This is a genomic window from Kitasatospora sp. NPDC059088 (assembly GCF_042738155.1).
Taxonomy (GTDB): domain Bacteria; phylum Actinomycetota; class Actinomycetes; order Streptomycetales; family Streptomycetaceae; genus Kitasatospora.
In genome coordinates, this window is sequence record NZ_JBHYGR010000040.1 from 54,872 (window position 1) to 68,481 (window position 13,610).

11 protein-coding genes and 1 pseudogene are annotated in these 13,610 nt (G+C 74.3%); 3 read left to right on the top strand and 9 right to left on the bottom strand.

Annotated features, from left to right (window positions below; genetic code table 11):
• Window positions 1-129: 129 nt before the first annotated feature.
• The gene (locus ACFWXO_RS19805) at window positions 130-351 is read left to right on the top strand and encodes a hypothetical protein (protein ID WP_375894095.1); all 222 of its coding nucleotides are present in this window, start codon (window positions 130-132) and stop codon (window positions 349-351) included.
• 241 nt (window positions 352-592) lie between these two features.
• Here ACFWXO_RS19805 and ACFWXO_RS19810 read toward each other — a convergent pair whose 3' ends face one another.
• The 3 genes from ACFWXO_RS19810 to ACFWXO_RS19820 form a co-directional block, all read right to left on the bottom strand.
• On the bottom strand, window positions 593-1,630 hold the full coding sequence (locus tag ACFWXO_RS19810; RefSeq protein WP_380525154.1) for a hypothetical protein: 1,038 nt from the start codon (window positions 1,628-1,630) through the stop codon (window positions 593-595).
• Between the two features lie 181 nt (window positions 1,631-1,811).
• A complete protein-coding gene (locus tag ACFWXO_RS19815) occupies window positions 1,812-2,909 on the bottom strand; it encodes a hypothetical protein (RefSeq protein ID WP_380525155.1) in 1,098 nt (365 codons plus the stop codon).
• Window positions 2,910-3,070: 161 nt separating this feature from the next.
• A complete protein-coding gene (locus ACFWXO_RS19820; RefSeq protein ID WP_380525156.1) occupies window positions 3,071-3,991 on the bottom strand; it encodes an oxidoreductase in 921 nt (306 codons plus the stop codon).
• 82 nt (window positions 3,992-4,073) lie between these two features.
• On the opposite strand from ACFWXO_RS19820, the gene ACFWXO_RS19825 reads away from it, so the two are divergent.
• Together ACFWXO_RS19825 and ACFWXO_RS19830 are read left to right on the top strand one after the other, a co-directional pair.
• Window positions 4,074-4,730 carry a TetR family transcriptional regulator gene (locus tag ACFWXO_RS19825; protein WP_380525157.1) on the top strand — a complete coding sequence of 219 codons (657 nt, stop codon included), beginning with the start codon at window positions 4,074-4,076 and terminating at the stop codon, window positions 4,728-4,730.
• A 291-nt stretch (window positions 4,731-5,021) separates the two neighbouring features.
• Window positions 5,022-5,687, top strand: a pseudogene (locus ACFWXO_RS19830) (ferritin-like domain-containing protein); the annotation flags it as partial.
• 72 nt (window positions 5,688-5,759) lie between these two features.
• Here ACFWXO_RS19830 and ACFWXO_RS19835 read toward each other — a convergent pair.
• The 6 genes from ACFWXO_RS19835 to ACFWXO_RS19860 form a co-directional block, all read right to left on the bottom strand.
• Complete coding sequence (locus tag ACFWXO_RS19835; protein ID WP_380525158.1) at window positions 5,760-6,980, bottom strand: cytochrome P450; 1,221 nt, start codon at window positions 6,978-6,980, stop codon at window positions 5,760-5,762.
• 42 nt (window positions 6,981-7,022) lie between these two features.
• Window positions 7,023-7,799, bottom strand: coding sequence for a tRNA-dependent cyclodipeptide synthase (locus tag ACFWXO_RS19840; RefSeq protein WP_380525159.1), 777 nt, complete (start codon window positions 7,797-7,799; stop codon window positions 7,023-7,025).
• Window positions 7,800-8,216: 417 nt separating this feature from the next.
• Window positions 8,217-8,855, bottom strand: a complete 639-nt coding sequence (gene def, locus ACFWXO_RS19845; protein ID WP_375894116.1) for a peptide deformylase — start codon at window positions 8,853-8,855, stop codon at window positions 8,217-8,219.
• A gap of 52 nt (window positions 8,856-8,907) precedes the next feature.
• Complete coding sequence (locus tag ACFWXO_RS19850) at window positions 8,908-9,894, bottom strand: hypothetical protein (RefSeq protein ID WP_360233351.1); 987 nt, start codon at window positions 9,892-9,894, stop codon at window positions 8,908-8,910.
• 366 nt (window positions 9,895-10,260) lie between these two features.
• Entirely contained in the window at window positions 10,261-11,700 is a 1,440-nt protein-coding gene (locus tag ACFWXO_RS19855) for an HD-GYP domain-containing protein (RefSeq protein WP_380525160.1), read from the bottom strand.
• Between the two features lie 134 nt (window positions 11,701-11,834).
• Window positions 11,835-13,268, bottom strand: a complete 1,434-nt coding sequence (locus tag ACFWXO_RS19860) for an HD-GYP domain-containing protein (RefSeq protein WP_380525161.1) — start codon at window positions 13,266-13,268, stop codon at window positions 11,835-11,837.
• Window positions 13,269-13,610 lie beyond the last annotated feature (342 nt).

Consider the following 13,610-nt stretch of genomic DNA (forward strand, 5'->3'; position numbering starts at 1 on the left):
CAACAACACCGCCCACACCATCGACTGGACCGCCCACCCGCGCCCCACCCCCACCCCCCCCCCCCCCTCAACACCCCGCCCCGCCCCGGCGTACACGCCGGGCCGGGGCGACCGAACCGCTTTCCCGTCATGGAAAACGGCACCGAGAACTACGACCCAAGCATCCTCCGACACACGCAGGCCGCCATCCGCGCGGCCGACTTCGACATCGACCTGGACCTGTGGCGGGCTCCCGACGACGACAGCCTGGTGACCGTCGCCGCTGGCTGCCAGCACGCCCCCGCCAAGGACGGCCCGGTCAAGCCGATGCCGAAGCCCGAACACCCTTGCCACAAGCCGAAGGTGGCCTGAGCGGCGTACGCTGCCGAGCGACCGACAGGAGGCACCACGAATGGAAGAGTGGATCGATCCCCGGTACGCAGAGCTGGTTGCCTGCTACCGCAGGCAACAGGCAACGCCCGAGGGACCCACCTACGGCCCGCCCACCGATGACGTGCCGCTCCGCGGCTTCGTCCTGGAGCCGATGCCTCAGCAGTAGGGACAGCCTGCACAGGAAGTCGGCCCCGCCGACTTCCCGCGCAGCACGTGCGGCCTACTCCTCCCACCACTCCTCCACGCAGAACCGGGCCTCGCTGAGCATGGTGTCCCCGGCCCTGACAGCTCGGACGTACATGTTGGTGCCGTCCGGCCCCTGGTCTCCGGCACAGGTGAGGCGCAGGCCCGCGCCCCGATCCTCGATGTGGCGGATGATGTCCGCGTCGACATCGGCGACCGGCCTGCCGATCAGCGGGATGCCCTCGAACTCGATCTGCGGTCCGGTCAGCCCGTGCACGGTCACGGCGCCCAACACTGGGACGTCTGCCCAGTACCCGTAGTGGGCGGTCACCCCCGTTTCCTCGAAGACGTCCTCGTGCAAGCGCCATTGCCCGGCCTCGGGCGGGACCGAGGGCCAGGACCGGGGATAGGCCCCTTCGCGGGCTGCCGGCGCCGCGCCGCCCAGTGCGGCCGCCACCTGCGACGGGCTCATACCGAACCGGAGCGGACCGACGCTCTCCATCGGCGTCCAACCCCAGCGGGGCCGCTCCCGCCCCGAAGTCGACAGCCACGCCCCGGCTTTCGCCCCCACCTTCCGAACGCCGCGCCATCGGACGACCGGCTCGGACCCGTACGGATCCGTTGCCAGCTCGGGCCCAACCAGCAGGGCGGTGGTGATCGCCCGGTTCCTCCGTTCGTTATGGCCCTCCGCCGCCCGCCCCCACTCCTGGTCCGCCCCCATCGAGACGCCCCATCCGGCCACCTCCGGGTCACCACCACGGTTGACCCCGACCGACCGCCCTTCCTGACGGGCGACTTCGAGGAGGTCCACGCGAGCCTCGGACGGGACGCGGGCGATCAGCTCGACGCCCCGCAGCCGCACCAGCGGACCGGACAGGGCATCGATCGCCACCGCGACCAACCGCGACCCCGGCCCGTAGAACACGGTCACGCCCTCGTCACGGTACTCCTGCCAGGGCGCGCTTCCGCCCCTGTCCCACGCGGGGTCGGGGACCACCTGGTCCAGGGCCGACTCGACTTCCTCACGACTCATCCCGAACCGCAGCGGCCCGACCCCCACCAGCGGGTCGAGCACCCACCGGGCCCGCTCCGCCTCCGCTTTCCGCTTCCACCAGATCACCACGCCACACCCTCGCTGGACCCACCCTCCGACGGCGGAGCCGAGTCCCCCACCAGCGCCGCCCTGCCCCCTGCATAGGAAGTCGGCCGGGCCGACTTCCCGTGCACCACACAACGCCACACCGCACCGCACCGGGTCAGCCGTGGTCGTCCCAGTCCTCCGCATGGAACCGGGCACCGCTCACCACGGTGTCCCCGGCCCTGGTGGCGCGCACGGACATGCCGGAGCCGTCCGGCCCGAGGTCTCCGTCGCAGCCGATGAGCAGCGTCCCGTCATGGCTCTCGACGTACCGGGTGAGGGCCGCGTCGACCTCGGACACCGGCCGGCCGACCAGCGGCAGGCCCTCGAACTCCAGCTGCGGCCCGGTCCGGCCGTTCACGGTCACGGCCGCCAGGGTGGGAAAGCCCTGCTGCTCCCAGTAGTGCGCGGTCACCCCGGCCCGGTCGAACTGGTCCTCCGACAGGATCCACTGCCGGGCCCCGTAGTGCCGCATCGACCGGTAGCACCACCCCCGCCGGGCGGCCGGCGTCTCCCCGCCCAGCGCGGCCGCCACCTCTCGCGGGCTCATCCCGAACCGCAGCGGGCCGACCCGCTCCAGCGGCGTCCAGTCCCAGCGGGACCGGTCCTGATCGGACGTCACCGGCCAGGAGCCGGAGTTCGCCTCCCGCTTGCGGACGTCGCGCCAATCGAGCACCGGTTCGGTCCCGTACGGGTCCTCGGCCAGCTCAGGGCCGACGAGCAGGGCACCGGTCAGCATCGCGTCCCGCCGCTCCAGGTACCCGTCGGGCGAGGTTCCCCACTCCTGATCGGCGCCCATGGACACGCCCCAGGCCGCGACCTCCGGATCGCCGCTCCAGTTCACCCCGACCGGAACGCCCTCCCGGCCTGCGAGCTCATAGACATCGGCACGCACCTCGGACGGCACCCGGGCGATCAACTCCACCCCTCGCAGCCGCACCAGCGGCCCGGTGTTGGCGTCGACCGCCACCGCCGCCAGCCGCTCGTCCGGCCCGTAGATCGCGGTTACGCCCGTACCGTTGCGGTACCCCTGCCAGCACACCCGGCCCTCCGTGCTCTGCACCGGGGAGGGGTGTTCCGCAAGGACGTCCCTGACCTCGTCGGGGCTCATCCCGAACCGCAGCGGCCCGACCCCCACCAGCGGATCGAGCACCCACCGGGCCCGCTCCTCCTCCGCTTTCCGCTCCCACCAGCCCACCAGGACGCACCCCCGCACGATCGCTCCGCCCGACCCCGGCGAACCTGCCGATGATCTTGCCGGACACGCTAGACCCACCCTCCGACAGCGAAGCCGAATCCCCCACCAGCGCAGGAAGTCGGCCGGCCCGACTTCCTGCGCATCGCCCGACTCGCCCCCACAGGGCAATAATTGCTCCGTCAGAGCGCGAAGCGGACGTCCGTCAGCCGCTCCGAGAGCTCCCAGAGCCGCCGCGCCGTCTCGGCGTCGGTCGCCCTCGGGGCGAGCCGCACGACCTTCGGGGCGCCGCGCAGCTCCCCCATCCCGCCCGGGCCGATGAACTGCCCGCCGAGGGCGTCCGGGGCGGTGGCGGCGAAGAGTTGGGGCAGCGCGCCCCGGTCCGGGGTCTGGGCGAGCGGGCGCAGGAGGCGGCCGAAGAGCAGCTTCACCGGGCCGACCGAGCCCGCCTGGATGCCGGTGGCCGCGTACCCGGGGTGGGCGAGCAGGCTGCGGACCGGGCTGCCTGCGGCGGTGAGGCGCCGGTGGAGCTCCCGGCCGAAGACGGCGTTGGCCAGTTTCGACTGGTTGTAGCGCCCCATCGGCGAGTACCCGCGCTCGCCGGTGAGGTCGTCGAAGTGGAACCGCCCCTGCCGGTGGTTGGCCGAACTCACGGTGACCACCCGGGGGTCGGTCCCGCCGGCCAGCAGGTCGAGCAGCAGGCCGGTGAGCGCGAAGTGTCCGAGGTAGTTGGCCGCGAACTGGAGCTCGTGCCCCTGCGCGCTGAGCGTGCGCGGCGGGGCCAGCACACCCGCGTTGTTCACGAGGACGTCCGGGCGGAGGCCGTCGGAGCGCAGCCGCTCGGCGAAGGCGCGGACGGAGTCGAGGTCGGCCAGGTCGAGGCGCCGCACCTCCAGGGACGCCCCCGGCCGCTCGGCGGTGATCTCCGCGACCGCGCGCCGTCCCTTGGCCTCGTCGCGGACGGCGAGGACGACCCGGCCGCCCCGGTGGGCGAGGGCGCGGGCGGTCGCCAGCCCGAGGCCGCTGCTGGCACCCGTGACGACGAAGAGTCGCCCCGTCTGGTCCGGGATCCGGTCGGCGTTCCACGCTTGAGGCTTCGTCATGCGACACACGCTGCCGCTCATGTCACCAAGTGTCAAGTGCGACTCCATGCGCCAGGAACGGCCCCGCGTGTAGCATCACGGGATGACCACCCTCCCCGCCCCGAGCCTGGCCGAGCGCAAGCGCCGGCTCGTCGCCGACGAACTGACCAGGGCCGCACTGGGCCTGTTCGCCGAGCACGGGTTCGACGCGGTCACGGTCGACGAGATCGCCGCCGCCACCGGCATGTCCAAGCGGACGTTCTTCCGCTACTTCGCCTCCAAGGAGGACGTGGTCGTCCGCTTCCTCGCGGAGCTGGGCGACGGCATGCGCGCCGAACTCGCCGCACGGCCCGCCGGGGAGAGCCCCTCCACCGCCCTGCGGCACACCGTCTGGGCCGCCGTCGACGCGTGCGCCGGCCACTCCGAGCAAACCCTGCGCGTGGTCCGGCTGATCCTCGGCACACCCGCGCTGCGCGCCCGCCTCCTGGAGCACCAGTCGCAGTGGCGGGAGGAGCTGGCCGCCGAACTCGCCGACCGGCTGGGAGTGGACGCCGCGGCCGGACTCCGCCCCCGGATGGCCGCGGGAATGGCCCTGACCGCCTTCGACGTCGTGCTCCAGTGCTGGAGCGCGAGCGGCGGAACGGCGGACCCGGCCGCCCTGACCGACCAGGCCTTCACCGCCATCGCCCCGGCCCTCGACGCCACACCCGTCAACGAGGCAGCCCTCGACGCCACATCCGTCCGAGCCGCCCCGCGCTAGCCATCGCCGCGCGCCGCCCGTCCGACTGAACTCCCGGGCCGCACCGGCATCACCCGCACACGCACGACCCGACCCCCGCTACGGTCCGGCGCACAGCCGAACGAAAGGGGTCCCCCGTGACGACCGGAGTCCTCGACTACGAGAGCGACGCGATCACCCAGCTCATGAGCATGGCGGAGGAGGACTGGGCCGAGCAGGAGCTCAAGGAGGCCCTCCAGCGGGCGATCATGCTGGAGGTGTCGACCATCCCGCTGTACTCCACCGCCCTGTGGCGGGCTCTCCCGCGACTCGGCCGGACTCTTCGCCGCCATCGAGAAGCCCGAGAACCCGCTCGCCTACGCCGCCGACGGCAACACGATCGGCGCCTTCTACCAGCGCATCGCCAACGTCTTCCCCACGTACGCCCACCTGCTCACCGGGCAGCGCCAGGTGACGTTCTCGCTCGGCACCAACCGCGGCATCGTCGCGATGAACACCATCGACGACGTGCTCACGGCGATCCACGTCATCCAGACCCAGGGCGAGGGCACCACCGCCTCCCCGGAGGACCCGTTCCCCAGGGCCCCGGGCGAACTCGCCCACTACTACGCCTTCCAGGAGATCGCCGTGGGCCGGAAGCTCGTCCAGAACCCCACGACGAAGACGTGGGAGTTCGCCGGCGCCGACGTCCCGCTGCCGGACACCTTCCCGGTCGCCCGGGTCCCCAAGGGCGGCTGGCCCCGCCAGGGCGACCCCAACTCGCCCGACGGGCCCACCGCCGGGCTGCTGGACGCCTTCAACCAGCACGACAGCGCCATGCTGCACGCCCTCGAACGCGCCTGGGGCGGCGACCCGTCCCAGCTCGGCACCGCGATCGGCCTGATGGGCCAACTGCGCGACACCGCCCAGCAGATCGTCGACGTCGAGCTCCCGGCCGACCCCCGCTTCACCTACGGCCCGGAGTGGCTCCTGGTGTGACCGAACGGCGCAGGGGCCGATACCGACGGGACCGGTACGGACGGGTCCGTACCGGCCCCGAAGGCCCTCGGCTCACCACACCACCGGCAGCCGCTCCGGCAGCCGCTTGATGAACCCCGGCCGCCAGGCCAGCTGGTCGGCGGGAACGGCGAGCCGCAGGCCCGGGAGCCGTTCGACGAGCGCGGTGAGGGCGATCTCGGCGTGGGTGCGGCCGAGCGCCGAGGCCGGGCAGAAGTGCCGGCCCGCGCCGAAGGCGAGGTGCGGGTTGCTCGGCCGGTCGAAGTCGATCCGCTCCGGATCCGGGAAGACCGCCGGGTCGTAGTTGGCGCCCTCGACCAGGACGAGCACGAGTTCGCCCTCCTTCACCAGCACCCCGCCCACCGGGACGTCCGCGAGCGCGAGCCGCGGCAGGGCGTCGCCGATCGACAGGTTCACCCGCAGCAACTCGTCCACCGCGCGCCCGATCAGCGCCGGCTCCCGCCGGAGCCGGTCGGCGAGTTCGGGCCGCTCGCACAGGTAGACGACCGCGTTCAGCAGGAACGCCGAGGTCGACACCGCTCCCGCGCCGAACAGCGACAGCGCGACGGTGGCGAGCAGTTCGTCGCCGACCCGGTCCGCGACGTCCGGGGAACGGCGCAGCGCGGCGAACCGGCCGAGCAGGCCGTCCACCGGTTCCGGGTCGGCGTTCAGCCGCCCGAGCACGTGGCCGAGGTCCTTGTACCAGTTGGGGGCCGCACCGGCGAAGGGCACCGGGCTGGTGAGGAAGGCGAGGTCGACACCGGCCATCAGCCGCCGCCCGTCCTCGGCCGGGATGCCGAGCAGTCGGCAGTGCAGTGCGGCGGAGTAGGGGTCGGCGAAGCCGTCGCGGAGTTCGCCGGGGGCGCCCTGGGCGGTGAGTACGTCGATCAGCCGGTGGGCCTCGGCCTGGAGCCAGCCGTCGAGGGCGCGGTCGGCCCGTGGGGAGAGGGTCCTCATGACGGCGTCGCGCAGTCCGGCGCTGTTGATGCTGCCCATGTTGTCGACCACCTCGGGCGGGATGGTCAGCGCGTACTGGCGGGGGACGCCGGGGTTGGCGGTGTCCTTGAGGCTGAACCGCTCGTCCTCCAGGACCTGCTTGGCCAGCGCGTAGCTGCTGACCAGCCAGGCCGGATCGCCGGTCAGGGTACGGACCCTGGCGATCGGGGTCTCCTCCCTCAGCCGGTTCGCCTCGGCGGGCAGGACGTCGCCCCGGCGGGAGAGCGGGAAGGCGATGTCGGTGGTCGGCGGGTGGTTCACGGTCACGGTCGTGCTCACGGGCGTTGCTCCTCGGGGAAGTTCGGCGGTCCGGACGGTCGACTACGCGGGCACAGCGGCTTCTACGGCCTCGACGACGGAGGACGCGGCAGCCGGCCGGATCACCGCGTACGCCTGGCCCGCCGCGGCGCGCAGACCTTCGTCCCGGCCGAACAGGACGGGCGTGAGCGGGAGTTGCAGGTGGTAGCAGCTGACCGAGGAGCGCACGCCGAGCAGCGCCGGGGTGTCCAGGAAGAACGGCAGTTCGGCGGCGATGTACCGCAGACCGGCAGCGAGTTGGGGTTCGCTGGGGGCGAGGCCCTCGTCCAGCCGGGCGGCCAGGAAGCCGCGGGCCATGCCCTCGGCGGCCGCCCGGAACTCCGGGTCGGTCCGCAGGGCGTCGACGGCCCGCCGGTGCAGCCGCTGGTAGGCGCGGTCGCCGGTGAAGGAGGAGAGGGCGTGCACCCGGACGTCCGGGACGTCCCGAACGTCGCCCCGCGGGCCGGCCTCCTCGACGCCCCGCTCGATCCGGCGGGCGGTGGCCTTGACCTCCTTGCGGGCCCGGCGCTCAGCCTGCTCGGGGGCGTAGCCGAAGGTCTCGAACTGGGTGCCGACGAGCAGGTCGGCGTAGACGATGTCGATCCGCTCGAAGAACTCCCGCCCCCACCGGACGAGTTCGGTGATCCGCCGGGCGCTGAAATAGCTGTTGCCGGAACTGACGCCGATGAGCAGGTGCTCGCCGCGCCGCCAGATCTCCTGGCAGCGGCGGGAATACGGAAGTGCCTCGTACCCGCCCGACGGAATCACCGTCGGGCGCTCGTCCCGGAGGGCGTCGCGCATGCCTTGCCTCCACATCACAGCAGTGGTCACGGACTGGGCGTTCATGGGGATGTGGGGGAATTCGCAGAGGTGCACGGCGGGTGGGGGGAGTTCACCCGGAGTGCCGTGTGCACCTGGTGGGGCTGCGGCGCCCTGAAACTACCGCTGCCGCGCGGGAGCTCCGCAAGTCCCGTACGCGGGTTGGCGAAATGTGATCACCGAGCGGCCGGAATCCATGTGAACCGCCACCCGGGAAACGTGTTCACGAAGATTTCCCCGACGACTGCCGAATACCGCCCGGACGGCTCCTCGGGCCAGTGTGAAATCCTCCAACATCCCTCGGGAAAAGGGAATGCGTTTCGGAAGATACGCCCCCCGGAAACGCCGAAGGCCGGTGCGGGAGATCCGCACCGGCCTTCGCCGACTACCGCTCAGCCGTTACTCGTTCGGCACCGTCGCGTACTTCGCGGTGCCCTCGGCCATCTGCTTGAGGGCGTCCTTGCGGTCCCGCTTCGACAGCTTGTCGATGTAGAGGGTGCCGTACAGGTGGTCGGTCTCGTGCAGCAGGCAGCGGGCGAAGAAGCCGGTGCCCTCGACGCGGATCGGGGTGCCGTCCTTGTCGACGCCGGTCACGGCCGCGTAGTCCGGGCGCGGCAGCTCGGCGTAGGCGGTCGGGACGGAGAGGCAGCCCTCGTTGCTGTCGTCGAGCACGCGGCGCCGGTCGGCCGGGTACTCCTCCAGCTTCGGGTTGATCACGTGGCCGATGTGGCGCACGCCGTCGTCGTCCGGGCAGTCGTAGACGAAGACCTTGAGGTCGACGCCGATCTGGTTGGCGGCCAGGCCGACGCCCTCGGCGGCGTACATCGACTGGAACATGTCGTCGATCAGCGCGGAGAGTTCGGCGTCGAACGCGGTGACGTCCTTGACCTCGCGGTGCAGCACGGGATTGCCGACCACGGTGATCGGGCGCGCGGTGCCCTTGGTGAGGTCGGGCTCCTCACCGATCACCTTCGCGGGGGCCTCGGGCGCCGCCCCCTCCACGTCGTGCTCGTGCTGGTGGTCGTGCTGCTCCGCCATTGTCTTCCGCTCCCATAGGTCTACGCGTACCTCACCAGGGTACTCAGCGGGATCAGCAGACCTCTTCGAGATCCCGGTAGGCCCTGGTCGAGGGGGCGGCCGCGACCCAGCGGTCGAGCAGGGAGCGGACCAGGTGGGCCGGGGCGGCGAGCCCGCACTCGCGCTCGACCAGCCAGGACATCCCGGCCGCGCCGCCCTGGCTGAGGTGGCTGAGGTGCCCGGGGTGGGCGGCGTCGCCGTCGTCGTGGGGGTCGTGGTGGGCGACGATCCCGTCGTCGGCGGCCATCCGGCTCTCCGAGCAGGCGCGGCACAGCAGCCGCACCGAGGAGGTCCAGTCCTCGGCGGCGTAGCCGGCGTCGGCGACCAGCCGTTCCAGCGCGTCCCGGTCGCCGGCGGTGGCGGCCTGCAGCAGCACCACGTAGGTCGGCACCGGGGAGGGCGCCCACAGCTCGATCTCGTCGAAGACGGGGTAGGCGACGCCGTCGGTGACCCGTTCGCCGTGCGGGGCGCCGTCGTGCAGCACGACCTCGCCCCAGCGGCGGCCGGAGGAGGGCAGCGGGATGGACAGCACCTCGATCCGGGCGGGGTCGAGGCGCCGGCCCCACACCACCTCGGACTCGCCGTCGGGGGACAGCCGCACCGGGGTGGTGCCCAGCTCCAGGCTGACCGGGCCGTCCCCGCCGGGGCCGCCGGGCAGCTTGAGCCCGTAGGCCTGCCAGGCGCGGCGGGCGAGCGGCCAGTCCTGGAGGGCGGTGGCGGTGATGCCGAGGTTCCACCAGTCGGGGGCGCCCTGCTCGCGGTCGAGCAGGGCGACGGCGCGCAGGCCGGCCGAGCGGGCCTGCTCCCAGTCGCGGCGGAACTTGTGCAGCAGGGCGAGGTTGAACCAGGAGTCGGACAGCCAGGGCTCCAGGTCGGCGGCCATCACCAGCAGGGCGCCGGCGTCCTCGTAGCGGCCGTCGCCGATCAGCGTGAAGGCCCGGTCGGTCGTCTGCCGCCAGGTGGCGGACGGCCGGTGCCGTGCCCGGTGGAAGATCCTCACGTTCGTCCCTGCCGTCGTCGTCCGCTCAAGTCCCTTGCCGCCGGGCCCGTCCCGTCCTCGACGGGGCCCGGGTCCCGGTGCTCCGGGTCGGTGTTCCACGCTACGACCGCATCCAACCACGCCCGCCCCCGCCCGCGCTCCCCACCGCCGAGGTTGGGGCCGCCCCTCCCCAGCCTGCCCGTCGGAGCGCACCTCCTCAACCCCGGACGGGCGCCGCCCGGCCGCGCCCCGACCGCACCGCCGCGCCCCGGCGGGCGGGCGGGCCCCCGGGCGGGCGCCACCACACCCCTCGCGAGGACGGCGCTCTCGGCGGCCGACCCTCAGCCCCGACCCTGCCCACCGACCCCCGCCCCCGGCAGCCGGCCCTCAGCCCCGCCCCTGCCCGCCGACCCGGGCGAGGGCGTCCACCACCCGGGCGTCGTAGACCCGCCCGCGCCCCAGCCGCAGCACCTCCAGCGCCTCCAGCCGCCCCACCGCCTCGCCCAGGCCCCGCCCCCGGGCGGCGGTGAGCAGGTCGTCGTGGGCGTTGGCGACGCGGATGATCCGGGCGGCGAGCGGCACCGGGCCCTCACCGCCCACCGGCCCGGGGCAGGGGTCGGCCAGTCGGGCGACCTGCTCGGCGACCTGCCGGGGCACCCCGGTGCGGCTGATCACCTCGCTGCCGAGCCGGGCGATGCGCTGCTGCTCGACGGCGGGCAGCAGCGCGGTGGCGCCGTCCGGCACCGGTTCGACCAGGGAGAGTTGCCCGACGTCGTGCATCAGCGCCGCGTACTCCAGCAGGGCGAGCTCACGGGTGCCCAGCCCCAGCTCGCGGCCGAGCGCGCACGCCGTGTCCGCGACCCGGCGCGCGTGCCCGTGCGGGGTGTACCCGGCGACCTCGGTGGCCCGGGCCAGGCTGGCGATGGTCTGCCCGGTGGTGGCCCGCACCGCGGCCGCCCGCCGGAAGGAGACCTGGGCGAGCAGCAACGGGGTGCAGAACAGCGGCAGCGCCCACAGCCCGACCTCGCCGGCCGCGAGGCTGACCAGCATCCCGGTGGCGACGATCGCCGAACCGATCCCGAACAGCGAGCGCAGTTCGTCCTCCAGCGCGGCCGGGAAGCGCGGCCCGCCGGCCCCGGGCCCGTCCTCGGGATCCCGCCCGCGGGCCGCCGCCGGGGCGCACGCCCCGTCGCGCCGTGGCCGGTCGCCGACGGCTCCCTGGGCGGCGCCGGGCAGGTGCCCCCGGCTGCGCCCGGCCCGCCCTCCGGTCGAACGGCGGGCGGGCGAGGACGGGCCCGAGGAGCGCAGCAGCGCCGCGAGCGTCGCGTCGCAGAGCGCGGCCAGCGCGGCGACGGCGGTCAGGAAGGCCCCGTAGGCGGGCCCCTCGGGCGAGAAGCGGTCGACCAGGCCGCCGTTGTAGAGCGGCTGGAACACGGCAGCGGCGAAGCCGACCGCGAGCAGCCGGCGGGCCGCGCTGTCCCGCCGGGCCGGGTCCGCCCAGGGCGGCCGCCGGTGCGGGCGCCCCGGCCGGTGCGGCAGGGCGAGCCCGGGCAGCCAGCCCAGCAGCAGGCCGACCCCGGCCACCGCGACGACCTGGAGGGTGCCGTGCGCGGTCGGCACCCCGCGCAGCGGCCCGAGCAGGGCGTACGCCAGCGCGCCGGCCGCACCGATGGGCGCCTGCTCACGGTCACCCGGAAGGGTGATCCGGACGCATTCGCCGAGCGCGATCAGCGCGGTGAACGCCAGCGCGACCCTCGGCTCGGCGATCCCCCGCACCGCCACCGCGCCGAACGCCGGCACCACCAAGACGGCGGCGGCCGCGTGCACACCCCGCGCGGTGCGCCCACGCCCACGCCCCGAACCGGCCCCGTGCCCGCTCCTGTGCCCCGAACCGGCCCCGACCCCGTGCCCCGAACCGCCCCCGCCCTCGGCCCGGCCCCCGCCCCCGGCCGCGCGCCCGGTCACGGCTGCCCGGCCGCGGGGCGGACCCCGCCCTGGGCGGGCACCCGTCCGGGCGCGGCCCGCACCGGCTCGGGCACCCCGAGCGGGATGTCCGGGACGGCCCGTACGCAGTCCTCGGAGTGCACCACCGGCTGCCAGTCGTGCACGGCCAGCGCGTCGATCAGCGCCCGCACCATCACCGGGTCGAACTGGCTGCCGGAGCAGCGCTCCAGTTCGGTCACCGCCTCGGCGACGGGGCGGCCGCGCCGGTAGGAGCGGGTGGAGGTCATCGAGTCGAAGGCGTCGGCGACGGAGATGATCCGGGCGAACTCGGGGATCTGCTCGCCGGCCAGTCCGCTCGGGTAGCCGCGCCCGTCCATCCGCTCGTGGTGGTGCAGGATCCCGGCGTGCGCCTCACCGAGGAAGTCGATCCCGCGCACCAGCTCGTACCCGTACACCGGGTGGACCTCCACGGCGCGGCGTTCGTCCTCGTCGAGGGGACCGTTTCTGCGCAGCAGCTCGGTGGCCACGCCGAGCTTGCCGACATCGTGCAGGATCCCGGCGAAGCGCAGGGTGCGCAGCCGCTCGGGCTCCATGCCGAGCTGATCGGCGATCAGCACCGAGGCGCGGCCGACCCGTTCGCTGTGCCCCCGGGTGTAGGCGTCCTTGATCTCCACCGCCTGCACCAGCGACTGCACGGTGGCCTGGTGGGCGTCCCGTTCGCGCTGGCCCTGGGCGAAGACCCAGGCCGAGATGGACAGCGGCAGCAGGGCCAGCAGGGCGGCGAACGCCCCGTACGGGCCCTGCCAGAGCACCGCGACCATCAGTCCGCCGGCCGCGTGCACCAGCACCGGCAGCCCGCACACCGCGCAGGCCCCGCGGAGCACCTCGGTGACCGGCCGGCTCTCGCTGAGCACCACCATCACCCCCACCACCAGCCCGTTGACCAGGCAGAACGCGCCGACGGCGGCGAAGCCGGGCAGCAGTGCGGCGGGGAAGCGGGAGCCGAGCAGCAGCTGCGGGCCGTGCAGCAGGTGGAAGGCGACCGAGGAGGCGAAGGCGCACAGCGCGAGCTGCGAGCCGTTGAACAGCTGGCGGCCTCGGCAGCCGGGGCCGGTCGGGCCGCCGAGCAGGGCGGCGGGGGCGGCGACCAGCGCGGCGGCGGCCGGCGGGAGCATCAGCACCCCGGCGAACAGCACCGGGAAGAAGGCGTTCGCCCCGGGGCGGGCGGGGACCCGTCCGGCGGGCGCGGGGCGGCGCAGCAGCCGGCGCAGCAGGAGCGAGCAGGGGGTGGGCAGGCCCTGGGCGAGCGACTCCCAGCAGCCGTGCAGGAAGCCGAGCAGTCCGATCTTGGGCCAGTCCGCCGGGTGTCCGAGCCAGCGCGGCACCCCGGGCGTGACGGTCTCGGGCAGCAGCGGCAGCAGGCAGCACAGGGCCGCCACCGGGACGGCCACCAGGTAGCGCGCAGCCCCCCGCGGCAGGGTCGCGCCTCCACTGTCGGTAGCGATCTCGGCCTCCCCGCGTCCGGGCCCTGTTGCCTCAGCGCGCCGGGCTGACCGGCGGTGAGCGTCCGTCAGGAGGATAGGCCGCCGTCCGGGCGTGGGGACGCATGATCGCGCAATGGCGCAGTTGGCGCACCGCCAACTCACTCGAACGAGTGAGGGCGCATGCGAGCAGAACGGGAGCGGGGGGGGGGGGGGGGGGGGGGGGCGGGGGGGGCGCCCCCCGCCCCCCCCCCCCCCCCGCCCCCCCCCCCCCCGCCCCCCCCCCGCGGCCCGCGCCCCCCGCGGGCCGCC

Bases quoted from the DNA above. Each gene is read 5' to 3' on its own strand.
- ACFWXO_RS19805 (WP_375894095.1), top strand. From the start codon at position 130: ATGGAAAACGGCACCGAGAACTACGACCCAAGCATCCTCCGACACACG.
- ACFWXO_RS19820 (WP_380525156.1), bottom strand. From the start codon at position 3,991: ATGACGAAGCCTCAAGCGTGGAACGCCGACCGGATCCCGGACCAGACG.
- ACFWXO_RS19825 (WP_380525157.1), top strand. From the start codon at position 4,074: ATGACCACCCTCCCCGCCCCGAGCCTGGCCGAGCGCAAGCGCCGGCTC.
- ACFWXO_RS19840 (WP_380525159.1), bottom strand. From the start codon at position 7,799: ATGCGCGACGCCCTCCGGGACGAGCGCCCGACGGTGATTCCGTCGGGC.
- def (WP_375894116.1), bottom strand. From the start codon at position 8,855: ATGGCGGAGCAGCACGACCACCAGCACGAGCACGACGTGGAGGGGGCG.